The following is a 23,221-nucleotide window of genomic DNA, read 5'->3' on the forward strand; positions in this document are numbered from 1 at the left end:
AATGCATTTTATACGTGTTTTCCCGCATTGCGAGTTAAAAATCTAAGTTGCATATTTGTTTATGAGTTAGAATTATTTAGCACATTAAGAATATGTTAGAAGAAGTAAAACAAGAATATTTGAGTAAATTAAAAAATAGTCTCACTAGTTTAAAGAAGAGTCCTTTTGGCTCTGGGTTAGCAGGACTGTCCAGTCTGCATAAAAATATGATGATAGTAAATAAAAATGTTAAAGAAATAGCAGAAAAAATTAATAACCAATTTGTTAATGCTATAAATAGGGATAACATTGCTTGTAAATTTTCTGACGATGAGCGTATGACTTGTTATCAAGAGTTTAGAAAAGAATCAACACAAATAGTCTCCGATTTTAATCAAAACTTTCTTAAAAAGTTTTAAATATTTATTATTATTTTTTCTTTTTTTAGACTTTTTAATAAAGGAAAATCTTTTTCAATTTTGTTATGCTTTATAATATTTAATAACTCTAGATAGACCTCTTCCGAGATAGGTATTAATTTTAACGTGTTCTTGTCCAGAATGTAAAAAATCCCTGACAATTTTCCTACACCGTAAAACCTATTATTAAATATTGAAGTACTCCCGTAGTTTCCTTTTGGTTTGTTTTGACTGAATTCTATAAAATTGTGATAGTAAAACCAGCCTTCCCACTGACCAGGGTCTTCACTTAGCCGCTTTTCTAGATTTTCGAAAATATTTATTGTACAAGCCTTTAAATCATTTTCATCTTTTCTATTTTCTGGAAAATCAATATCTTCTTCACAAAATATTTCTACAGAATCTGTGAGTATATTCCTTTTTAGGAGAATAACACAAATTGGCACTTTTAATAAGCTTGCAATTACAGCAATTCCTTTTCTAACATACAAAGAAGATTCTAAAAAAGGAATTTTTATAATATTTTTTTGATTTTTAGTCATTCCACCAATACCCGAGTTCCCATCAGCATAAAACACTAGGCTATAACCTTCATTAATAGCTTTTAGACATTTAAAAATGACTGTCCTTTCTTCCGCATTTATAATTTCAAAATCATATGCCTTTACACCTAATTCTTTAGCAATTTTGTTGTATGATTCTATTGTAGAATCACCTTGTTTTTTAATATAATTGTCATCAGCAACTAATTTAAAGGGGACTGACCAAGAAATTAATAAAGAATTTAATAGTCTATAGGATGAATAATGAAATGTCACTAATATTCTCTTTTTCAGATTAAAATCTATTTTCTTAATTTGCCGTATTAAATCATAATTTCTTTCATCTCTTGACGATAATATTTGATAAAAAGCACTTTTTTTGGCAATTTTTAGATGTTCATTAAAACTTAACTTAGGTAAAAGTGTCCCAATCGAAGCAGATATAAAATTAAAGTCGTGCAGCCACTTATCTGATTCAAATATGTTTATATTTTGTATTGAATTGTACAATTCATTTATTTCGTTATTTTTCATAAAAAAAATCTATAATTTGGATTAATAAATCTAAAAAAAAATGAGTATCTATAACATTATCAGATTTAAGATTTACTTCGACTATATCTAAACAAATAACATCTAAATCATAAAAAATAGCTTGAAGCCCTTCAATTAAGACCTCAGGAGAAATACCATTAGGCAATGGATCTGTTACACTTGCATAAAACCTTGGATCGAGAACATCAATATCTAATGTTATATATACCTTCTTATTCTTAACCTTAGTTATGACTGCATTAACTTGATTCATAAAATCTTCTTTAGAATTAGTAAAATGGAAAGAATAATTTTTCATATCCTTTAAATGCAAAGAGTCGATATTCACATAATCTCTTAACCCCAAACTGTAAACTTCATTCTCTTCATATAAAAGTTTGGCAATTACAGAACTATGACTTGGAACTAAATCATTAAAAAAGCATTCTGAACTTAGAAAAATATCATTATGTGCGTCTATATGGATGCAAACTATATCATTAAATTTTTTTTTAGCCCCTGTAAATAATGGATAGGTAATGGAGTGATCACCACCTATAGCAATAAACTTATTATCTTGATTTAAAATATTTTCAGAAAAATTAGATATTTTTTTAAATGATTGAGTATTAACCTCTCTCGTATTTATAAAAATATCTCCCATATCACAAACATTGCTATAATCATTTTTTCGGCTTTGTGTTTTTATTTCCTCTGAGTATTTAAATGAATGGATATTTAAATTATATTTATTACTATAATTTCTAGCTATAGTATTATTTTTGTTTAAGTTAGATTCGCTGTCATTTCCTAATTTGTACGGTACTCCAAAGAGAGCAATTTTATTATAAACCTCATCAATTTCCATATGTGGAAGTCCAAAGTATGTTACTTGAGGCCTTACAAAAAAAGAAGATATATTTTGGTAAGACGTGCCTTGTTCTAAAATTATATTCTCTTCAATGAAAACTTCTAATAATTCCTTTCTTATACTATTAATTACTTGTTTTTGAAGACCAAATAAACGGTTGTAAGGATCAGAGAATAGATTTACTAATTCATTTGGAATAACAATAATTTTTTTTGTAAATTTATGTTCCAAATAACATTTATTAAAAACTTTCTTCACATTATAAAAAGGTGATAAATAATAATTGTTCATATTATAAATGAAGTTCTCCTTCATACAATAATGAATGATGAAGAAGAACTTTTAAATTGCTAGTAATTACTTTATTTAGTTTCTACCCTCAGTACTGGCACTTCTAAATCAGTGTCGTTACCATTACAACGATTATTGCATCGTTTTGTCTCTTTTTCCACTTCTTCTCCATTTTCCCAATCCATTTTCATTAAAATGTTTTGCATTTCATCAACGGAAAGACCTCCAGGAAAAGTTGGTTTTTCATACTTAAGTTCTACTTTGGTAATTTTCATAATTAAAAGAATTAAATTAAACAATCGATTAAAAATTTTGTTTGGTTATAAGCTTTTTTACCTTTTTTAAGGTATCATCATTATCATCAATTAGTATTTCAGGTACAACGCCTTTTTGATCTATACTTTCTTTTTCTGTAGTAATGTAATTAGCATTTGGCACGAAAAGATAGAAGTCATCAATTAGCTCAACTTTCTTAGAGCTTAACATTTTACCTGCAGTCCTTTCTCCGACTAAAAAGATATTGCTTTGTTTTTTTAAAGCGTAAACAATAGGTTCGCAGGTACTTGCTGTATTTTTATTTACTATTATATAAATTGGCTTATCAAAAGTTACATTACCTGAAGAAACTTTAACTTCTACACATTTGTTTTTTTCAATTGCATTCATAAAAAGATTTAACCCTCCTTCAGAAAAAACAACGCAGGAATCATATTTAGTTGTTTTTGACTCATAAAATGATTTTGATAAAAAATATCCTCCACTTGTTTCTGACGTTACTAAGAATTTACTTAATTCTATAGCAGGCCCTATACTTCCTCCTGAATTATTTCTTAAGTCAATTATTAACCCCTCAGGATTATCTTTAAATATTTCTTCGAATTTTTCTTTTATTATTTTTTTGTCATATGTAAAAGAATTAATATCTAAAATTCCAATATTATCTTCTAAATGGTATGAAACTTCATTCTCATACTCAGTAGTTTCTTCTTTATTATTAATATCTCTCCATATTGCAATATGGGAATAAGGTAAGCTTCTTAAGTAATAAAATACTGAAAACACAAAATGTAAATCATCTATAGATTTAGTAGAGTATCTCAATAGCTTATCTTTAAAATTTAGATACTTTGATTTTTCAATAAAAACAGGGTTGAAGAAATTGTTTTCAAATGAGTAACAAAACTTCTTTACTATTTTATTGTAATCAGAAAGTTTGGGGAGTTTGTTCTCTGATAATTTTTTGCCTCGTATTGTTCCTTTCTTAACCCCCTTGTTCGTCGTAACCCCGCCTTCAATTGAATTCTTGTCTAATTTTCCTGTGAAATAATAATTTCCTAAAGGTGAATAAAAAGCTGTTTTAAAGTCACCATTATCCTTATAACTGCCATCCAAAAAAATTAATCTGTTATTCTTAATTCCAGAAAACCAGTTAATTTTAAGTCGGGATAAAAAATTGAAATTTTCTTTATATTTATTTTTTATGGATCCTCCATCAATCTTCCCATTATCATAGGTGTTTATTTCTAAATAGAATCTAATATCACCTATATCATCAGATTCAAAAACAATAAGATAAATATCTGTATTTTCTAATGTTGAGGGTTGCCCTTTACAAGATAGAGTAAGCATTAAAATAAAAGTTGTGATTAATATTTTCATAATTAAAAAAATAAATTTTCCCCTCTTTTTGGAAATACAATGTTCAAATTTAGATTAAACATGACTTGTAAACAATACGTGTTTTTACGTAATTTTCGGAAATAAAATGCATTTTATACGTGTTTTCCCGCATTGCGAGTTAAAAATCTAAGTTGCATATTTGTTTTTTAACTACTTAAATACTAAAGTTATGACATTAGACAACAACACAGGAACGGTAATTTCATTGGAAGAGGCAAAAGGGTACACCCACGCATTTCAAGAAGACAAGCCGGATGCTATCAAATCATTTTATGTAGGAGCAAAAAAGCTTCAACGCATTTTAGAACAAGAAGACTGTATGGGGGTTCGTATATACAATGGCCGCACAACTGATACAGATTATAGAAATAAAGCCAACTTGGTACTTGTTGGAGTTAACAAAAAAGGAGAAGATATGACCGATGGAATAATTTTGGAAGATTTAGCACCTTGCCCTCATTTTTGTCCTCAATCCAGTCCTTTGATAAAATTATAAATTTTGTATAATATCCTTTTTTATATGGCTCTTTTTATAGGGGTTGTACCTTTTTTGGTATTGACCTATAAAAACAAGGTCTTTGACTTTAAGCAGCCGATAGTTCCTTTTATATGGGTAACCGCTATCGCTACGCTATATGAATTTATTGGAACCGTATTATTACAAATCAATACAGCATATTGGTTTCAGTTCTACTCTTTATTGGAGCTCGGATCTCTATATTATTTCTTTTACAAGTTGATAAAGCCGCAATATAAAAGGTGGTATCAGATATTTTTAATATTGTTTATCCTTGTTTACATTTTCTCATTCTTTTATTGGGGCGAGTATAATGCACTTGTGTCTAAAACCATAAATAAAACCCTAATGACCTTATTTGTATTTCTTTCTTCTTTTTTATGGATCAAAAAATTATTTGAGAAAATGCATATCCCCATTTTGTGGAAAAATGCTGAATTTTATTTTATTTCCGGACTTATTATCTATTATTCTGGTACATTCTTATTATTTTTATTGAGTGATTTTATCTTTAACAGCAATCTTTATTTTTACGATTATTGGCTAATCAATGTATTGGCTACATTAATTTTACGGCTATTTTTGATTATCGGAGTATGGAATATGAATCGGGACTGAAATTATTTTTCTGGATAGGTACTGCTATTATGGTAGGTTTGACTCTTATGGTGTTGTTACTGACAGTCATTTATCAAAAAAAGGTACATAAAATCAAACAAAAAGAAGCGGAAAACCTCCTCAGGGTATCCTTGGAGTCCGAAAAAAGAGAACGAAAACGAGTCGCTTCTGACCTGCACGATAGCGTAATGGGCGATTTGAATGCCATCCGTAATTATATGACCGTGTTGAGTAATGAAGAACAACACTCAGCCTCACCCCAGAATCCACTTCTACAAGAAGTGGAAACCGCTCTGAGGAAGATGCAGGAAAACATCCAAGAGATAAGCTATAATTTGATGCCTCCTCTATTGGAAAGTTCCGGACTAACCTCCACTTTAGAAAATTATTTTGATAGGATAAAAAAGTGGAATAAGTTAAATATAACCGCTAAGTATCAGTCTAATGATATTGCTATCCCTTCTTCCATAGCTTATGAATTATACCGCATTGTACAAGAGTTAACGACCAATATGCTCAAATATGGAAAGATTAGGAATATTACTTTTTCTATAGAAAAAGATGAGAATATTCTTACTATTACCGTTATTGACGATGGCGTTCCGTTTGATTTCTATAAAAACTTAAAGAACTCTTCCGGGATGGGGTTAAAAAATATTATGTCACGGTTAAAACAAGTGGAAGCAAGCTTGGTACAAGTGTCGGTTGACAAAGGAAACAAAATAGTAATCTCTTTAAAAAATACCCTATAATGTTACGGATAGCCCTTAGCGACGATCATCAACTTTTTAGAAAGAGCCTTGTTCTTCTAGTGAACAGTTTTGAAGGTATGCAAGTAGTACTGGAAGCCGCAGACGGGAAAGAACTTTTGGAAAAATTAAAAACTACCCGGGTGGATATTCTGTTACTTGACCTGCAAATGTCTGGAATGGATGGTTTTGAAACCGCTCTTGAGATAAGCAAACACTATCCAGAAATAAAAATACTGGTACTTACCCTTTTAAATGAAAAGGACACCATAAAAAAAGTTATGAAACTGGGGGTACAAGGCTATTTTACCAAAAACACCAACCCCAACGAACTTAAAAATGCCATTTTAAAATTGAATGACCAGGGTTTTTATTTTGAGGAAAATCTGACTTCGATAGTTCAAGATATTATAGATAGCTCGGCAGCAGTAAAGAGATCACAGCCAGTAACTTTTACCGAAAGGGAAATGCAAATTGTTCATTTGATTTTGAAAGAATACAATGGTAATGAAATTGGAAAGAGACTAAACATTAGCCCTCGAACTGTAGAAAAACACAAACGAAACTTGATGGATAAAACCGGCTCAAAAAACTTTATTGGAGTGATTACCTATGCCTTACTTCACGATTTTTTATCTATTTAATGATTTTAGATCATTCAATCCTAAATAATAATTATATTTTATGTTAGTTAATATTTATCTAAATAATAGGGTTTTATAATTACTGAAACAATAAATTTCTCTCAGCATACTTCTTTGCTTCTGACAGTTATCGGAATCGCAGAAAAAATTCCATATTGGGAAAAGTATTCCTTATAAAAGGACTTAACTCCAAAGCTTTCGATTTCTATCTACACATTTGAAGTCAAGTCCGCTTTAAATACCATTTATATGTTAATTTTAGTTGGTTTTTAAAAAAAACAAAAACAAACAATTTCAAATAATTACCATTTTTTATATAAAGTGGCAATAATTAGTTTTCAAATGTTTACCACTTTTTCGTATATTTGGCAAAGTTTTGATAAAGAGGTTATGTCAAAAATTGTAGAAAATAAGATTATAGAAGCATTTAAGGAACGAAGTTCCTTTGATAGAGACGAGCTATTTCAATTCTATCTTGAATTTGAACCAGAATTGAAAGAAAGTACTTTTAGTTGGCGAATTTATGAGCTTAAGAAAAAGGACATTATTAAAACTATTGGACGTGGACTTTATGTTATATCCTATAAACCGAAGTTTAAGCCAGTACTATCGGATAATGTTCTAAAAATAGCAACTAAAACCAATGAAAGGTTTGAGGAAATCCAATATGCTATATGGGAAAACCAATGGCTTAATGAATTTACGCAACATCAAGTGTCCAATCAAATGATTGTGGTGGAAGTAGAAAAAGAATTTACCAACTCACTTTATTATTACCTAAATGAAAACTTGCCTATGGATTTTTTCCTAAATCCAGACGATAAAGAAATAGAATTCTACATTTCAGAAAGCAATGTACCGGTAGTTATAAAACGATTGGTAACCCGAGCACCTATCCAAAAAATAAAAAATAAAAAAGCAGCTGTACCTATTGCAACCCTTGAAAAGATAATGGTGGATTTATTCGCAGATGAAAACCTATATCATTTTTACCAAGGCTCAGAAATGATAAACATTTACCAAAATATTATAGATAGGTATAATATCAATTTTACAAAACTATTTAGCTATGCTAAACGACGTAAAAAAGAACAGGAAATAAAGCAATTTATAAGCAGGCATATCCCAAATTTCTTAGAAGACATCCAATATGATTAATAACAAAAGTTTTACCAGAGAATGGCTAGATAGCTTCCGTAGAAAAAGAGAACATAGAGGGATTAATGTAACCATCCTTGAAAAAATGGTACACGCATTATCGCTGTTGGAGCATCTTAAAATCGCAGGACTTGATTTTGTATTTAAGGGTGGAACATCGCTTATACTTTTGCTGAAAGAAGGCAACCGATTTTCAATTGATATAGATATTATTTCTAGCCTTGAGCGTAAGGAATTAGAAGAAACTTTATATAAAGTTGTCGAAAATTCACATTTCAAAACACACATACTTAACGAGCGACGCAGTTATAAAGAAGGCGTCCCAAAGGCACATTATACTTTTGAATTTGATTCGGTTTATAACCCGAACGTTCCTGGAACGATTCTGCTAGATATTCTTTTTGACAGCGCACACTATCCAGAGCTTATAGAGTCCGCAGTTGATATTTCGTGGCTATCGGTTGATGACCCTATAATATCAATTACCACACCTTCGGTAAATTCCATCTGTGGCGACAAGCTTACTGCTTTTGCACCAGAGACCATCGGTATTCCATATTATAAGGGCGACCAGTTATTTACAATGGAAATTTGTAAGCAGTTATTCGATTTAGGGAAGTTGTTTGAAAACATTACAGATATGTCTATTGTTAAGGCAAGTTTTTCCGCTTTCGCGAAAGCGGAACTATCCTATCGCAGTTCCGATAAAGATTTCGGCAAAAGAAACCTCAAAGAATCAGATGTTCTTTGGGATGCCATAGAAACCTGTGCCATCATCGCTAAAAGGGAACGCAACCCAACCAAGGAAACAAAAAAGAAGTTTGAGGAATTAAACCGTGGCATACGCAGTTTTGGAAGTGCGTTTTTGATGACAGGAAATTTCAGGATAGAGGAAGCTCTTGCAGCTTCGGCCAGAGTAGCTTATTTAAATGCCATCTTGTTACAAGATGAGATAACAGAAATTGAATATTACGAAGGACAGAACATAAGCGAACTTAACATTGAAAAAGCAGAGTGGGCATTTTTGAACAAACTGAAGCGACAGCCAGATAAATCTATATTTTATTATTGGTTTAAGACGGTTGAACTATTATAAATTTATGTAAATGGAGTTTAAATATATTATTGAAATATGCGTGGCAATAGATATTGCTATTCTGGGTATTGCTTATCCAATAATTATAGATAAGATATCTAATATTGGACATAAGTTTTCCTCTAATTACCTAGCCAATGCTTTCGAAAATGAGTTTCCGCAACAGAAATTCTTTTGGAAACTGCCAGGAAGATCAAGACGTATCACAGTTTTTGAATGGGTTTTGTTTTTTACAATAGGGTCTTTTATTTTTTTGATTCTTGACCTAAATCCTCTTTTTTGGGAGAATAGTTGGTTTATGCAAAATTCTGCCAAACTTTTAGTATTAGCCTTAACAATTACTTTAGTTATCATATTTATAATTTGGTTAGACAAAGTTGCACTATACAACGGTAAATCTACACGAATACTTACCTACATAATTTCAGAATATAAAAAGCTTAATGAACCCAAGGAGGACGAATTCTATTTCAAAATTATAAATGAGTTGGCCATATTTGCGATAAAGTCACAAGATAAAGGTTTAGAAGAAACTTTAATTACTTTCTACACTGAAGAATTTAATAATACACGCGCAAGTTTTATAAGACCAAAAGAAGATAAAAAGTTGGAAGGTTTTGAAAATTTCAAAGTTGATTTTAACCACGAATTTCATCACGGAATAAGAGAGATAATAAGAGAGGTTTCTAAAGGAAGGAATGAAGATTTGAGAAACCTTGAGCATTTTGCTGTTAGTGGAGTTTGGTTTATGGGACACGGAGTCTTTGAAACCCCAATCTCAAATGAAACATATAACCAACTTTGGAGAAATGTAGTACTTATATCAGAAAATAGTGATTTTGTTGGTAAATATTGGAGTACAGCACATCAGTATTTTGATTTTGGACTAAAACAAGTTTATGGAGCAAATTATAATTTTGAAGAAAAAATTTATGATAATCAAGAGCTCATAGATCGGAGAGACAAAGAGAGAAAAAGATTTTTCGAATTTCATCTAGCTTTAGGTGGATTATTGGTTTATCAAAAAAACTACGATGCCCTTAAAACTATTTTTACGTATACACAACAACAGCCACCAAAGTATGTTTTATTGCCGCAGAATATGACAGAGATATTCACTTGGTTTAGTAGTTTTAAGGATGAATTTGGAAGAGGATATTATCCAATCGATTTAACTTATCCTTTTCCTGGATTGGACAATCTTGGAACTAGGAGACAGGTTACTTTCTGGATTTGTCAATATCTAGTTTTACTTTTTTTGAGACAGTTTAAATTACACGAATATCTCACAAACGAAAATTTTATTGGTCAACCTACTTTACCTGCCAATCAAGTTTTAGAGTTATTAAGATGGAAAGAATCCACAGGGTATTTTAGATTTTGTTTGAAAAAAGTATTGAAAAATAAAGAGCTTTTAAACACCATTTGATATGAAAGACAAAAAGATAAAGAAATTAAAAACTACATCTTTAAAATTCTTAAATATTTTAGAGGAATCAATAGAAAAAAAAATCGATGATGTAAGGCTTAATGCGACTATTGATGATGAAAAAGAATTGCAATTTTATGAAAGCTCTAGAGATGCAATAGTCGAGGCCTTCAAAAAGTTTGAAATTATTCAAAACTCTCTGGAGAGTTTTGAAAAGGAACCTACAATTTCCTTTGGCGTAAATGGATCGATGAATCTGTTTCAAAAATCTGCATTTACAACTGGCGATATTCCGCATATGAATGCAGACTCAATATTATCAGAACAAATAATTTTTCAAAGTATCAACAACTATATACCAAATACTTTCCTATCGGCTAGAAAAAAAAGATACCTTCTTCGTAAAGATGATTTAGTTAAAGGTATAGATAAATTAGGTTTCAACGCTGACAACGATATTATAGTAGCAATGAACCTAAACATTTATGGAATTAAAGATTTTGAAAAATTTGAAAATAAAATTGTCAGAATCCCATCCACTGGTTTGAGAAATGTGCTTTATCTCCTTCCAAAGGTTGATTTGCCAATAATTAGACATAAGGATCTTGAGATTAAAGAACAAAAGGAACATCAACTTGGGATTTTAGATGATAATAAAAAAGTATATGCTTCTCTAATTGACCTAACAGTAGATGATAACTCAAAGCACAGGGAAAAATGGAATAAAACTGAAACTAATTTCACAAAAGACTTGCGAGTTCAGCTTACCATAGCTTTTATTGCGGAAGTTGTATGGAAAGCGAAAGCTAATGTTATTCAAATAAACATTGAAAACTCAATGGAAGAACAAGGAATCGTTAATGAGATTTCCGATTTAGAAAGATTTGAAAATAAGGAAGAAGTATAATGATGGTTGAATTTAGAAACCCATACCATATAGAACCACCAGGGGCTTTACGTGAAATATTATCACATCCAGCAAATGAAACTGAAGCAATTGAACTTGCAGTATTTCAAGAGCATCGTTACGCATTCTTTTATTGGAATAAATGGAGGTGTAAATATGTAGGTAATAAGGCACCTTGTTTAGTTTCGCTAGATTGGCACCAAGATTTATGCTACCCCTGTGCAACAGAAAGGGAATGGTTAGATAAATTGGATTTAGAAAGTGATGCGGAAGTATCTTTGTTTTCGTGGGCAAAACTTGCTGGCAATAATGATGGTCATATTTTATGTGCGGCTTATCTCAATTTGATTGGGGATATTTATGTGCATTGTAGACAAGAGCTTGGTCAGGACACTTGGAAAGATGAAGAACTGATTGATACCTATGGAAACAGCCACGCAATCAAAAAATTCAAAACGTATAAAGCCTTACAGGATGCACTATTGAATTCTTCAGAAACATCCGTGTTTTTTGATATTGATTTGGACTTCTTTTCAGTAAAGAATGGCTTAAGTGCTGGTTCATTTGAATTTACCTATTTACAGGAAGAAGAAATACGAAAAATGTTAGACAAGGATAATCCATTGATAAACTGGATTTTTGAACGTATAAAAGGTTTCACAATTGCTACCGAACCAGAACATTGCGGTGGTCTTTTAAAAAGTAATAAGTTTCTTGATTTAATTAGCGAAATCTATTTCAGTCCAGAATTGTTTGCACCTAAATGTAATTGGAAATGGAAATGGAAATGGAAACCTAAATATTAATTTGAGATAGAATGGAAAAACTGACAGAAAATAGAACTATTGAATTATTGATGCCTTATTTAGTTCAACAGGGATATCAAATAGAGAGTTTTTGTTTAGGTCAAACTAAAGGGTACGATATTGTGGCAAACAGAAAAAGTGAAAAGTTGCTTATTGAGGTCAAAGGCGCAAAAGCACATAAGGATTCGCCAACGAAGCGACGAGATTTTTTCAATTCTGGACAGATTAAGACTCATTTAGGTAAAGCAATCATTAAATGTTTAGAAACAAAAGTTGCTTACCCAAATGCGAAAATTGCCATTGCACATCCCGAAGATGAACAAATAAGAAAAGCAATTGCCAGTATTATTCGAGAACTAAATAAGATAGGCATACAACACTTTTGGGTTAATTCTAATGGAACAGTAATTCTCGAAAAATAATTCATTTTGAATACATCAACAAATTCTAAACTAAACACATTATTTCATTTCTTGAAGGAAAACAGGGGTTATAATAAAAAAGTTCAATCAAATTCTTATAATTTATTTTTAGCACCTTTTGATTCACTCGAAGATAGATTATATTCAGTTCTTCATCACGTAGCGAATACCCAAAGCCAACCTAAAATTGACATTCTTGCTTCTTTTTTTCAGAAAGTTTATTCAAATAAATCACAGTTGCACAGTTTTAAAACGTTTATCAATTTTTTAACAGATAATGACAGTTGTGTTCATAATTATGAATCATTTTATTATGGTATGTTGAGACAGGCTGGTTGGGGCAATAAAACTTCTGCATTATTTACCAAAACTATTTATCATTTGCATAATGGAAAGTATGGATTCCAAAATTCAATATGGGAAGACGCACCAAAAGTGATAAACCAAAAAGAAAAAATTTTCTTACCTGTCGATGCGGTAATTGAAGCAACTTTTCATCGTATTGAGCCATCCACTAAATGGAATTTCCATAAGATAAATAAACTTCTACAGGATAATTATTCTTCTGAACAAATGGAAGTTTGGGATGACCTTTGGTTCTGGGGCTTTATAAATCAACGTGGTTCTGGACTGAATAGAAAGTTTATTTGGAACGAAGCTAAATATTGGGCACTTATTGAAACTTCAAAAGATGAAAAATCAATAAATACAATAAGGGAGACCTCATTAGGGTTTCTAAAACTCTTTGATAACAAGTAACCTTAACCCATTCAGCCCATCCCCCTACATTCCACGAAAAGCTTCATTCCGGGAAAAGCACTTCATTGCAAAAGTCTTGGACACAACTCCAAAGCTTCCGATTTTCATTCCACTTGCCCGCTCATTCCCGATAAAATTCGGAAGCGGCCAAACTCCATTCCCATCTACACCTTTGAAGTCAAGTCCGCTTTAACTTCTACTCCAAGAGGATAATCCGTTTTCATAACCTGGTCAGCACACTGACTTTTCATTTTGCAAGCACACCTAGACCCTTTCCTTGATGGGCTTTACTATTTTATTGTGGCATTTTTTGTTTTTAAATCCCTTTATCGAATAGGCTGAACTTTTCAAGTTCATTAATTATTAGCTTTATTCCATTTGCGTGTTCAATAAAGTCAAATTCGACAGTTGTTAGAATTGATGGAAAAAATTCTCTTGAAATTGGATGATTCTGTTCCAGTTTTTCAAGCTTGACTGAAAGTGTATTGTGTGATATTTCTTTACCCTTATGGTCGAGCTCCTTGAACTTTTTAAAACTTTTTCTAATCTTTCTTCAATTTACTATAAACTTCTACATCGGTAAAACGACTTCCAGTTAATAGCTCTCCATCTCGCTCAATTCCCTCAAATTTAAATCCGAGTTTCTTGGGAATATTTATGCTTGGATTGTTGCCAACAGCACACTTTATTTTAACTCTGTTTAATCTTAAGTCATTAAAAGCAAAATCACATAGTTTTGCAACCGATTCGGTCATAATTCCTTCTTTCTGAAATTTCTCAGAAAGCCAATATCCTATTTCCGTCTTTTTGTTAGCTTTGTCGGTACCTTTCAATCCAATTAAACCTACAAATTCATTCTTTCTTCTGATTGTAAAAGTGAACTCAAAATTGTCTTTAGGAATATTTATAACCGACTTAACAAAATTTTCAGTGTCTTTAATTTCTTTTGTGAATTCTACAAAAGGCAACCATTTTCCTAAATATTCTCTCTGACTATTAATAGTATTGAAAATATCGACTGAGTCTAATAATTCTAGTTGTCTGAGTTCAATATTTGAATCTATTCTTATGATCATTATATTGGTGTTTAATGTATTGGAGCTGATTGGCTATAAAACTCAAAAATACATTTTTAACTAGCAAATCTATCTTTTAATTGTTATAATCCCACTCAGCCCATTCCTCTGCATTTCGCGAAAAGCTCCATTTCGGGAAAAGCGCTTCATTAAAAAGGTCTTGGACACAACTCCAAAGCTTCCGATTCCCATTGCGCTAATCCTGCTGAAATACGCAGGAACGCTCCATTTCCATCTACAGCTTTGAAGTTAAGTCTGTTTTGAATCCTACTACTTTACCCCAATAATTAATTTAAATAGTTGTCGTGATGAAAAATGAATCAATTCCTGCTTTGTTCCTCTTCGCTGGCACTGCCAAAAGAGGTGTTTTCTTTAAGTTCTTTTTGACCGAAACGGTAACTAAATCCAATTTTCATTAATCGGGTGTCGTTATGCCGCGTAAACCCTAAAGATTGAGATGGATATTCAATAGCCACTTTGCTGCGATTGGTGTACAAAACATCCGAAAGGCCAATATTTAAGTTTGCTTTGTCATCCAAAAAGGAATAGCTAAGACCAATATCTAAATCTGCCGAATTTCCTACGTGGTAAAATCCTTGTATGGTTTTGCTTTGATAATTCCCAGAGACTTCAGCTTGCAGTCTTTTGCTGAAGGGAATTTTTGCCGAGAACTGATACCTCCAAAAGAAGCCTTCTGGTTTTTCGGAAATCTCCGCGTACGAAATGTTATAATATTGGTATAATCCCAGTACTGTTTGCTGTAGCTGAATTTTATCTGTCAATTTCAGAGGAATTACTGCCTGGATTCCAAAATTTTGATTACTCCCTAAGTTACCAAAAGTGTAACGTGTTTCTGCTGAGCCTGAAATATTCATAGGAAATTCGGAATAGTAGTCGTTGGTGTAATTGTAAAATGGTGTAAGAATATATTTTTGATGAATCACGTGACTGAATTCAATGGAATGGGTAAATTCTGGTCGTAATAGCTGGTTTCCTTGATTGGAAAACAACGGACTTTGATACGCAATAAATGGGTTCAAATCGCTGTAATCAGGGCGGTTAATACGTCGGGAATACGAAAGGTTGAGCTGGTAATTTTTGCTTGCTTTGTATTGCAAATAAAAGGTGGGAAACAGTTTAAAATAATCGTATTTTGTCCTCTGCTCCAAGGTAGGTGAATAACCTTCCGTAGCAGAAAACTCGCCGCGCAAACCTGCCTTTATTTCCCAACTTTCAGAGAGTTCCTTTTTCACCGAAACATATACCGCTGCATTGTGTTCCTTATACCGAAAATCATTACTCAGGTCTGAATTTTTTAACCAAGTACCATTTTCCAAATTCTCAAATAGAAAGTTGTTCTTGGCAATGGTAAAACCATATTTTGCTCCGGTTTCCCATAAGATATTTTCATAGGGTAAGTTGAAGTCTAATTTAAGCGCTCGAATTTTAGTTTCGTTATCAAAATCGCTTCGCAATTGTTCTTCACTTGTGTTTTCTTGGAAATCAAAAATATTGGTAAAATTTTGATTGTCTTGCATTCCAAATTTTGCAGAACTGGCAGAAACCGAAAATTTCTTATTCAAAGAATCCAAGGTATATTCATAGTATAAATCTGTGCTGTAGTGGTTGAAATTTATATCTTCCTGCGTAAAAGTTTGAAAAGAATCCACGGGCAAATCTTCCCCATTCGTTTGAAAAGTTTGATTTGTTGAGGGTCGGTTGCTTTCATTGATCGATGTGCGTGAAGCTAAGCTTAAAATAGATTTTTCATTAAACTGAAAATCAATTTGACTTCGCAAAACATTATAAAATTGTTTTCTACGCTCGTCATTGTAAGATTGGTAACGCTGTTCACCTTCTGGTAAGCGCAAATTATTGTACTGTTCTATTTTTTCAAAAGAATTTACTTTTCCGCCACTGTAGGAAACTGAGGCGTTGAGTTGCTCTCCCTGATATTGAAAACCTGCTCTCCCTACAAGTCTTCCATAATCGCCTTGATAACCAGTCAAGGCAAAGTTTCCATTCCAACCTTTTGCAGTTTGGGTTTTAGTAATAATGTTGATGATTCCTGCATTTCCTTCAGCTTCATACTTAGCTGGTGGCGTAGTGATAATTTCTATGGTTTTAATATCTTCAGCAGGCAATGTTTTTAAAAAATTCGCGATTTCATCTTCATTTAAATTTTGTAAACGGCCATTAAGCATAAGTCTGATTCCCGATTTCCCCATTAAATGTAAGTGATCTCCGAGAGAAGTATAGATACCTGGCGCACTTTTTAGTAACTCGAAGGAATTACTACCGGCCAAAGCAGGACGATCTCCTACATTAATTATCATTCTATCCAGCTTTTTCTCTATCAGCGGTTTGGTTACGGTGATCATTACTTCCGAGAGTCCTTCTTCCTTTGGATGTAGAATGATTTGTTTCGGAATCATTCCTTCGGAAAGATGAATGGTATCCTTAAAACTACGGAAACCGAGGGAATGTACTTCCAGTAAATAAATATTCGGGAAAGCTTCCACACTAAACTTCCCTACGGAATCTGTAGCTGTGTAATTAATTATTTTTTCAGATTTGATTGATTTTAAAAACACGTCTGCTGAATAAACAGGGTAACCGTCTAAGGTTTGTACAGTTCCCGTAAACGACACTGTATTTTGGGCAAAAGAACGCTGTACACTTCCGCATAACAAGAGAAAAAAGAGAATTGATTTTGAAAGATTCATCGTGTAAATTTTGTTTCTGTAAAGGTGGGAAAGTGAAATAGAAAAGACGGTTAACACACGGTTAACGCAAGGTTAATAGGCGAAGGGTGTAAGGAATTTTAGATAAAGACAATTTTAAAGATGCCTGAAAAACTGAAGTAAATAGTATTTTCTCGGTTAACGATGGGTTAACGCAAAAAATTTTAGTTAAAAAATGATAGAACTATCTTAAGTTTGAATCAGATTTAAGGATATGAAAACGAAATTCTTTTGGTTGATTACGGTTTCGATTGTGGTATTTCTTGCCCTTTCCAGTATTCAAGGTTATTTGATCTACAATACCTATACGCTGAAGCGGAATGCTTTTATTGACAAGACCCGAGATAGGATTTTAAAAATTGATTATAACCAAGAATTGGATTCAATTGTGGATTCTTGGGGCGAGGAGCTGAAAAATCAAATTGCCGATTACAAAAATCACCGCATTAATAAAAAGGAATTGCTTTACCGCATCAAAATAAAAGCTGATACGCTGAACGATCAATATTATAAAGTTTACAAACGTGAGTTGCATAGCCGCAAACTTGGATATGAACTAAATTATAAGAAGAACATTAAGAGTATCGTCATTTTCGGAAAAGAAAACGACACCATTTTTCCGCTGAAGAAAGACGAAAGCTTTCGGTTGTTTGGTGCCGATTTCACCAATGATAAAGCAAATTCGGTAAGTGTATCTCGAACATTTTCCCAATTTGAATACATTGACCAGACCGGGAACGATATTATCACCCAACAATACAACTTGGAGGTGAAAGCGCAGGATATAATGCAAATTATTGATGAGAAAAGTATTGTATTTAGGCAAATGGCGGGTCTTTTGATTGGATCCCTAATCATTTTTTTAGCGATGGTAGGTTTGTTTTATTACTCTTTGAAAACCCTAATCAAACAGAAAAAAATTAATGCAATCAAAACAGATTTTATTAATAATATAACCCACGAGCTTAAAACGCCGCTGGCCACTTTGGGTATTGCGACCAAAGGATTGAAGGTTAAAGAAATTCAGGATGATCCGGAAGCAATTAAACATTCGTTGACCATCATCGACCGGCAGAATGACCGCATTCAAAAACTAATCGACCAAGTGATGAGCAATAGCCTGAATGCTGAAAACATCCCCTTGCAACGCACGCAAGTTCTGGCACGTCCTTATTTGGAAGAAGTACTGGAAGATTTTAAAATGGGCTTGCAACATCAGAATGTTCTCATAAAAACCGATTTTTTTCCGAAGAAAGTCTTTTTGCGCTTGGATAAATTTTATTTTACCACCGCTTTGTTCAATTTGCTGGACAATGCTGTAAAATACAGTGAAGATCCAATCGAAATTACGATAAAAACAACAGTTGATAGGAATCAATTTACTATTGCTATCCAAGATCACGGAATGGGAATTTCGAAAACGGCACAAAAGAACCTCTTCGATAAATTTTATCGCGTTCCGCAGGGCGATGTATATCAACAGAAGGGACTTGGTTTAGGACTGTATTATACCGAGCAAATTGTAAATGCACACGAAGGAGAAGTTTCAGTAGACAGTGAACCAGGAAAAGGCAGTACTTTTTTAATTAAAATTCCGCTGTACAGATGAAAAAAATACCCATTTTATTAGCAGAAGACGATGTGGATTTTGGAAGCATCCTCAAACAATATTTGGAAGTCCATAATTATCAAGTCACTTGGGCTAAAAATGGACGGGAAGCGTTGGAAATTTTTCAACAAGCACGAGAAATGCCTTTTGCAATAAGCGTGTTGGATGTGATGATGCCCAAACTGGACGGTTTTCAGTTAGCAGAAAAGATAATCGATATCGCTCCAGAGATGCCTTTTATATTCTTGACGGCGAGAAAGCTCAAGGAAGATAAAATTAAGGGACTCAAATTGGGAGCCGATGATTATATCGTGAAACCTTTTGATGCCGATATTTTGGTTTTACGGCTGAACAATATTTTACGGCGCACACAAAATAGAAATTATATAAAAAAACCTTCCAAAATTCAAATTGGTAGTTACATCCTTGATACTGAAAACTATCAGTTGCTACGGAAAGACAACGTTCAAAAGATCACGGAAAAAGAAGCTGCGCTAATTAGTTACTTGTTTCAACATAGAAATAAGTTGTTGAAAAGGGAAGAAATTTTGAATGCGATTTGGGAAAACGACGACTTTTTTTCTGGACGAAGTATGGATGTATTTATTAGCCGTATTCGGAAACATTTTAAGACTGATCCCTGTATTTGTATTGAAAGCACGAGAGGCATCGGACTTACATTTCGTATTGATGAATAAGCAGAAATTAAAAACAGAAAAAGTTAATCCAATTAAAACACAGAACCTATGAAAACTAATTTTTTTACCATTTTATTGATGAGCTTGGGCTCTTTAAGTTTCGCCCAGCAAACGCCAACTCCTCCTACACCACCGGCAACTTCGACTACGGTAAGCACATCTTCAAGTACCAGTAGTAATTATGTACGCTCGGTTTCTAAGGGTGACGAAGACCAAGACGGGAATCTTTCCATCGCTATTAGCGAATCGGATGACTCGTATAAATTACGAGCAAAATTTCCGTCAAAAAATGACAAGGCATTAAAGGATTTATTGCTGAATGAGTTTGGAGAAGAAAATTTTCAAAAAGATGGTAATGACCGGGAATGGACGTTGGCCAGCGATCACGATGAAGTTTACAGCATAAAATTTTCTTCCGGTAAATTAAGGATGAATTTAGACAAAGAACAAGCGGCAAATACATTGACTGAAAAATTTGTCCGAGTTGGACAAGATATCAAACAATTACTTTCTGGTGATGAAGACCGAAAAGCAGAAGCTTTACAACGCAAAGCAGAACATTTACAGCGAGAAGCGGAGCGGATGCAGCGAGAAGCGGAACGGTTAGAAAGAAGAAATGAACGAGTACGACCAGATAATGATGTTCACGCTTTGAAGATGAAGGCTGAAAAGTTGCAAAAAAAAGTAGATAGCTTGCAGCAAGAATTAAAAAAATTTAAAGAAAAGTAGGAGAATTTGAATTTGCCTTAGCCGTTTGTCTTTTTTTAGGCAGGCGGTTTTTATGTTTTAGAGTTCTTGAAAGGTTAAATCCCACTCAGCCCATTCCCCTACATTCCGCGAAAAGCTGCATTCCGAGCAAAGAACTTCCCTACAAAAATCTTGGACACAACTCCAGAGCTTCCGATTTCCATTCCACTTGCCCGCTTATTCCCGAGAAAAAATCGGGAAGCGGTCAAACTCTACTTCGATTAAACTCAGCACAGGCATTTCAATCTACAGCTTTGAAGTAAAGTCCGCTTTAAAACCTACTTAAAAAAATAATACGTCTTAATAACTCTTTAGGCACATTACCACCACATTTTGAGTAAAGACCCTTGCTAAGGGTAGTCTTTAATTTAGCTTTTGATGTATAAATTTTGTTTTTTAAATTCCAGTCCGTCATTCATTTTAAAAAGGATGGATTTTTTAGTTCTGTTTTATTAGCTCCAAAATCTAAATTCAATCAAAATTATATCTATAGTTTCAAATTCGTCCTTTTTCATCTTCATTTCCTGTGGCGTGCCTTTTTGCACTGATGTTTTTATTTCCAAATTTATAACTAATTGATAGTTGAAATGAACGGTTATCGAAGTAATATCTGGCTGTTTGAAATACATCATTAACAGTTGTGGTCCTTCTTATTGCTGCAGTTTTAAAGAGGTCGTTTCCTCTTAAAGTAATATTTAAATCTTTATTGAGCAATAAATATTGTAAGGATAATGATAATGAACTTGCAGATTTGGTGTCAAAAATACCATCTACACCGGGAAAGCTATACCAATAGTTAACTCCCATAAGCAATGTTTTGTCTGCATTCAAATTAAAATCGTTATAAGTATAAACAGTAGCGTTTATACCTTCTTGATCTTCATGGTCTTCTTCTAGATTAAATGTTGATTTAGAATAATTTATATCCAGACCATTATAGCTACTCCACCACTTAACTTTATTAAATGTATAGTTTTCTGAAAAACCAATTCGATTGGTAGTTATGAAGTTTTCAAAGGTAAAACGAATTATATTGGTTTCACTATCTGCTAATGGAACCCTTGAAAAAACATCATCCTCATAATTATAATAGAGTTTGGTAACAAAGTTTTTATAGGTGTTCGTTAATTCAAAATTATCAATGAAAGATGGCTGTAAAAATGCATTTCCAGCTATAGTTTGAAATGGGTTCATCCAATAATCATTTGGATTTATTTGAGAAAAACTAGGTCTTTTAATTCGTTTACTGTAATTAAATGAGAAATTAGAATTCTCTGTAGCATTATAGGATAGGTAAAACGTTGGGAATAGTTTGGCATAATCATCATTTACTGACAAATTCAAATTATTAGATTTAGAATCAGTTTGTGTTGCTTCCATTCGCAATCCTATTTGCATACTCCAAGTATCATTAAATTTTTTATTGGCGGAAATATATGCAGCCTGAATATCCTCTTTATATTCGAAATCATTTTGAGCTAAGGGCATATCAGTGACTGGATCATCAACCAAACCACTGTTGTAAAATAAAATATCATTTAATGATTTCGAGCTCGATATTTTCCCGCCAAAACTTAAATCTACCCAATGTAAAGGATATTCAATATCTAACTTAGCAGAGACATTGGTAACATCTTGTTTGTTTGTGTTGATACCTCTATAAAATTGCTCGGAATATGGGTCTTCAATAATTGAAACCCCGTTATAGGTTTTGATATCTGGATTGTTATACTTGAAATAATCCAAGTTCAATGTTATTTTTCTTCCTAGAGTGTCTAGTGTAAATCCATTATTATAGTTTACAGAATGAATTTCAGGACTTAAGTCCATTGCTCCATTAGATCGAAGTGATCTTATGATTTCATTTGTATTATTATCATATACAGCGGTGTATGGAGTGTCAGTGCTTAAGTAATCAGATTTATTATATAAATACTGCGCCCCCATTTCCCAATTAGATGTTATTTGATAATTGAGATCTATTCTTCCTGAAAGTCCTTTATTTGAAAATTTGACAGGTGTTGATGTAGCCCATAGACCATCAGGGAAGTAAGCATTATCTTGTTGATCATAGAAAAAATCTGCGTCAGTGTAATTAATTGAAGATGCTATACTCAACTTATCTTTATTGAAATTAAAATTTCCTCCAACAGAACCTGCAGGATAGCGTCGTTGCGTGTAGGAAGATTTTAATTGGGCATTCCATGAATCTTTCTTAGCTTGTTTTAAAGTAATATTTACTAAACCACTATTTCCAGAAGCTTCATATTTTGCTGGTGGTGTTGTAATAACCTCTATATTCTTAATATCTTCTGATGCAATAGACCTTAAAAAATTGGACAAATCTTCGCCAGATAGCTGCACAATCTTATCATTAATCATTACTTGAAGATTACTTTTCCCTATCATTGTAATTTGATTATTTTGCACACGTACTCCTGGTGTCACTCTTAAAACTTCTAATGCATCCCCTGCGGAAGCTTTCGAAGAATTTTCTACATTAAAAATTAAACGGTCTATCTTCCGTTGAATCAACTTCTTTTTTGCAGCAACAACCACTTCGTCTAATTCTTGAGCATTTACAATTTCTATAACACCTATGTCAATAGACTTTTCTGCGACAGTTATATTTTTAGTAAATAGTATTTCACCGGTATAAGTAACCTGCATTGTATATTCTCCTTTTTCTACATTTAATTCAAAAACGCCATTAGCATCAGTAACCGCACCTGTAATAATTGAAGACTTATTATTCAGCACAATTACTTCCGCAAATTCTAAAGGCTTTTGAGACTCTTTTTCTAAAACACTACCTGCTATTTCTGTTTGTGCGGTTACTGTTAAACTTGAGAGTATTATAAAAAAGGTAATAATTTTTTTCATATTTTATTTTTGATAAGTTGCAATTAAGGAATGCAGAATTGTT

General features: G+C 32.7%; 22 protein-coding genes. 14 read left to right on the plus strand and 8 right to left on the minus strand.

Annotated elements, in window-relative coordinates:
• Window positions 1-92 precede the first annotated feature (92 nt).
• The gene (locus tag RLT85_RS09355; RefSeq protein WP_311401770.1) at window positions 93-398 is read left to right on the plus strand and encodes a hypothetical protein; all 306 of its coding nucleotides are present in this window, start codon (window positions 93-95) and stop codon (window positions 396-398) included.
• Here the strand turns inward: RLT85_RS09355 and RLT85_RS09360 are convergent.
• The 4 genes from RLT85_RS09360 to RLT85_RS09375 all read right to left on the minus strand — a co-directional run bounded on the left by RLT85_RS09360 (window position 395) and on the right by RLT85_RS09375 (window position 4,295).
• Window positions 395-1,474 carry a lysophospholipid acyltransferase family protein gene (locus RLT85_RS09360; protein WP_311401771.1) on the minus strand — a complete coding sequence of 360 codons (1,080 nt, stop codon included), beginning with the start codon at window positions 1,472-1,474 and terminating at the stop codon, window positions 395-397. The genes RLT85_RS09355 and RLT85_RS09360 overlap by 4 nt on opposite strands.
• Window positions 1,464-2,576 (minus strand): arginase family protein, encoded by a 1,113-nt coding sequence (locus RLT85_RS09365; RefSeq protein ID WP_311401772.1) that lies wholly within the window; start codon window positions 2,574-2,576, stop codon window positions 1,464-1,466. The genes RLT85_RS09360 and RLT85_RS09365 overlap by 11 nt, the downstream gene beginning before the upstream one ends.
• A 131-nt stretch (window positions 2,577-2,707) precedes the next feature.
• Window positions 2,708-2,911, minus strand: a complete 204-nt coding sequence (locus tag RLT85_RS09370; RefSeq protein WP_311401773.1) for a hypothetical protein — start codon at window positions 2,909-2,911, stop codon at window positions 2,708-2,710.
• Window positions 2,912-2,939: 28 nt separating this feature from the next.
• Window positions 2,940-4,295, minus strand: a complete 1,356-nt coding sequence (locus tag RLT85_RS09375; RefSeq protein ID WP_311401774.1) for a S41 family peptidase — start codon at window positions 4,293-4,295, stop codon at window positions 2,940-2,942.
• A gap of 190 nt (window positions 4,296-4,485) precedes the next feature.
• Between RLT85_RS09375 and RLT85_RS09380 the strand changes: the two genes are divergently transcribed.
• From RLT85_RS09380 to RLT85_RS09425, 10 genes are all read left to right on the plus strand, one after another.
• A complete protein-coding gene (locus RLT85_RS09380; protein ID WP_311401775.1) occupies window positions 4,486-4,812 on the plus strand; it encodes a hypothetical protein in 327 nt (108 codons plus the stop codon).
• 617 nt (window positions 4,813-5,429) lie between these two features.
• The gene (locus tag RLT85_RS09385) at window positions 5,430-6,203 is read left to right on the plus strand and encodes a sensor histidine kinase (RefSeq protein WP_311401776.1); all 774 of its coding nucleotides are present in this window, start codon (window positions 5,430-5,432) and stop codon (window positions 6,201-6,203) included.
• Complete coding sequence (locus RLT85_RS09390) at window positions 6,203-6,844, plus strand: response regulator transcription factor (protein ID WP_311401777.1); 642 nt, start codon at window positions 6,203-6,205, stop codon at window positions 6,842-6,844. Before RLT85_RS09385 ends, RLT85_RS09390 begins: the two co-directional genes overlap by 1 nt.
• Window positions 6,845-7,234: 390 nt before the next feature.
• Window positions 7,235-8,002, plus strand: a complete 768-nt coding sequence (locus tag RLT85_RS09395; RefSeq protein ID WP_311401778.1) for a DUF6577 family protein — start codon at window positions 7,235-7,237, stop codon at window positions 8,000-8,002.
• Window positions 7,995-9,098: a nucleotidyl transferase AbiEii/AbiGii toxin family protein gene (locus tag RLT85_RS09400; protein WP_311401779.1), complete on the plus strand. Its 1,104-nt coding sequence runs from the start codon at window positions 7,995-7,997 to the stop codon at window positions 9,096-9,098. The genes RLT85_RS09395 and RLT85_RS09400 overlap by 8 nt, the downstream gene beginning before the upstream one ends.
• A 40-nt stretch (window positions 9,099-9,138) precedes the next feature.
• Window positions 9,139-10,527 (plus strand): hypothetical protein, encoded by a 1,389-nt coding sequence (locus RLT85_RS09405; RefSeq protein WP_311401780.1) that lies wholly within the window; start codon window positions 9,139-9,141, stop codon window positions 10,525-10,527.
• A 1-nt stretch (window position 10,528) separates the two neighbouring features.
• Window positions 10,529-11,434 (plus strand): hypothetical protein, encoded by a 906-nt coding sequence (locus RLT85_RS09410; RefSeq protein ID WP_311401781.1) that lies wholly within the window; start codon window positions 10,529-10,531, stop codon window positions 11,432-11,434.
• The gene (locus tag RLT85_RS09415; RefSeq protein ID WP_311401782.1) at window positions 11,434-12,240 is read left to right on the plus strand and encodes a hypothetical protein; all 807 of its coding nucleotides are present in this window, start codon (window positions 11,434-11,436) and stop codon (window positions 12,238-12,240) included. Before RLT85_RS09410 ends, RLT85_RS09415 begins: the two co-directional genes overlap by 1 nt.
• A gap of 11 nt (window positions 12,241-12,251) precedes the next feature.
• Complete coding sequence (locus tag RLT85_RS09420; RefSeq protein WP_311401783.1) at window positions 12,252-12,662, plus strand: hypothetical protein; 411 nt, start codon at window positions 12,252-12,254, stop codon at window positions 12,660-12,662.
• A gap of 6 nt (window positions 12,663-12,668) precedes the next feature.
• On the plus strand, window positions 12,669-13,421 hold the full coding sequence (locus tag RLT85_RS09425) for a hypothetical protein (RefSeq protein WP_311401784.1): 753 nt from the start codon (window positions 12,669-12,671) through the stop codon (window positions 13,419-13,421).
• Between the two features lie 316 nt (window positions 13,422-13,737).
• Here the strand turns inward: RLT85_RS09425 and RLT85_RS15085 are convergent, their stop codons facing one another.
• The 3 genes from RLT85_RS15085 to RLT85_RS09435 all read right to left on the minus strand — a co-directional run bounded on the left by RLT85_RS15085 (window position 13,738) and on the right by RLT85_RS09435 (window position 17,223).
• Entirely contained in the window at window positions 13,738-13,968 is a 231-nt protein-coding gene (locus RLT85_RS15085; RefSeq protein ID WP_375712348.1) for a winged helix-turn-helix transcriptional regulator, read from the minus strand.
• Window positions 13,964-14,497, minus strand: a complete 534-nt coding sequence (locus RLT85_RS09430) for a GNAT family N-acetyltransferase (protein WP_311401785.1) — start codon at window positions 14,495-14,497, stop codon at window positions 13,964-13,966. The genes RLT85_RS15085 and RLT85_RS09430 overlap by 5 nt, the downstream gene beginning before the upstream one ends.
• A 320-nt stretch (window positions 14,498-14,817) precedes the next feature.
• Window positions 14,818-17,223, minus strand: coding sequence for a TonB-dependent receptor domain-containing protein (locus RLT85_RS09435; RefSeq protein WP_311401786.1), 2,406 nt, complete (start codon window positions 17,221-17,223; stop codon window positions 14,818-14,820).
• Between the two features lie 232 nt (window positions 17,224-17,455).
• Here RLT85_RS09435 and RLT85_RS09440 point away from each other — a divergent pair, with 232 nt between their 5' ends.
• The 3 genes from RLT85_RS09440 to RLT85_RS09450 are packed head-to-tail and all read left to right on the plus strand — an operon-like array spanning window position 17,456 to window position 20,277.
• A complete protein-coding gene (locus tag RLT85_RS09440) occupies window positions 17,456-18,850 on the plus strand; it encodes a sensor histidine kinase (protein WP_311401787.1) in 1,395 nt (464 codons plus the stop codon).
• Window positions 18,847-19,548: a response regulator transcription factor gene (locus tag RLT85_RS09445; RefSeq protein ID WP_311401788.1), complete on the plus strand. Its 702-nt coding sequence runs from the start codon at window positions 18,847-18,849 to the stop codon at window positions 19,546-19,548. Before RLT85_RS09440 ends, RLT85_RS09445 begins: the two co-directional genes overlap by 4 nt.
• A 48-nt stretch (window positions 19,549-19,596) precedes the next feature.
• Window positions 19,597-20,277 carry a hypothetical protein gene (locus RLT85_RS09450; RefSeq protein ID WP_311401789.1) on the plus strand — a complete coding sequence of 227 codons (681 nt, stop codon included), beginning with the start codon at window positions 19,597-19,599 and terminating at the stop codon, window positions 20,275-20,277.
• 513 nt (window positions 20,278-20,790) lie between these two features.
• Here the strand turns inward: RLT85_RS09450 and RLT85_RS09455 are convergent.
• Entirely contained in the window at window positions 20,791-23,178 is a 2,388-nt protein-coding gene (locus tag RLT85_RS09455; protein WP_311401790.1) for a TonB-dependent receptor, read from the minus strand.
• Between the last annotated feature and the right edge of the window lie 43 nt (window positions 23,179-23,221).

The sequence above is a fragment of the Mesonia ostreae genome (assembly GCF_031845265.1).
GTDB classification, from domain to species: Bacteria; Bacteroidota; Bacteroidia; order Flavobacteriales; family Flavobacteriaceae; genus Mesonia; species Mesonia ostreae.

Coding starts and splice junctions, on each gene's coding strand:
- RLT85_RS09355 (WP_311401770.1), top strand. CDS start 93: ATGTTAGAAGAAGTAAAACAAGAATATTTGAGTAAATTAAAAAATAGT.
- RLT85_RS09360 (WP_311401771.1), bottom strand. CDS start 1,474: ATGAAAAATAACGAAATAAATGAATTGTACAATTCAATACAAAATATA.
- RLT85_RS09370 (WP_311401773.1), bottom strand. CDS start 2,911: ATGAAAATTACCAAAGTAGAACTTAAGTATGAAAAACCAACTTTTCCT.
- RLT85_RS09375 (WP_311401774.1), bottom strand. CDS start 4,295: ATGAAAATATTAATCACAACTTTTATTTTAATGCTTACTCTATCTTGT.
- RLT85_RS09380 (WP_311401775.1), top strand. CDS start 4,486: ATGACATTAGACAACAACACAGGAACGGTAATTTCATTGGAAGAGGCA.
- RLT85_RS09385 (WP_311401776.1), top strand. CDS start 5,430: ATGGAATATGAATCGGGACTGAAATTATTTTTCTGGATAGGTACTGCT.
- RLT85_RS09390 (WP_311401777.1), top strand. CDS start 6,203: ATGTTACGGATAGCCCTTAGCGACGATCATCAACTTTTTAGAAAGAGC.
- RLT85_RS09395 (WP_311401778.1), top strand. CDS start 7,235: ATGTCAAAAATTGTAGAAAATAAGATTATAGAAGCATTTAAGGAACGA.
- RLT85_RS09400 (WP_311401779.1), top strand. CDS start 7,995: ATGATTAATAACAAAAGTTTTACCAGAGAATGGCTAGATAGCTTCCGT.
- RLT85_RS09410 (WP_311401781.1), top strand. CDS start 10,529: ATGAAAGACAAAAAGATAAAGAAATTAAAAACTACATCTTTAAAATTC.
- RLT85_RS09415 (WP_311401782.1), top strand. CDS start 11,434: ATGATGGTTGAATTTAGAAACCCATACCATATAGAACCACCAGGGGCT.
- RLT85_RS09420 (WP_311401783.1), top strand. CDS start 12,252: ATGGAAAAACTGACAGAAAATAGAACTATTGAATTATTGATGCCTTAT.
- RLT85_RS09430 (WP_311401785.1), bottom strand. CDS start 14,497: ATGATCATAAGAATAGATTCAAATATTGAACTCAGACAACTAGAATTA.
- RLT85_RS09435 (WP_311401786.1), bottom strand. CDS start 17,223: ATGAATCTTTCAAAATCAATTCTCTTTTTTCTCTTGTTATGCGGAAGT.
- RLT85_RS09440 (WP_311401787.1), top strand. CDS start 17,456: ATGAAAACGAAATTCTTTTGGTTGATTACGGTTTCGATTGTGGTATTT.
- RLT85_RS09445 (WP_311401788.1), top strand. CDS start 18,847: ATGAAAAAAATACCCATTTTATTAGCAGAAGACGATGTGGATTTTGGA.
- RLT85_RS09450 (WP_311401789.1), top strand. CDS start 19,597: ATGAAAACTAATTTTTTTACCATTTTATTGATGAGCTTGGGCTCTTTA.
- RLT85_RS09455 (WP_311401790.1), bottom strand. CDS start 23,178: ATGAAAAAAATTATTACCTTTTTTATAATACTCTCAAGTTTAACAGTA.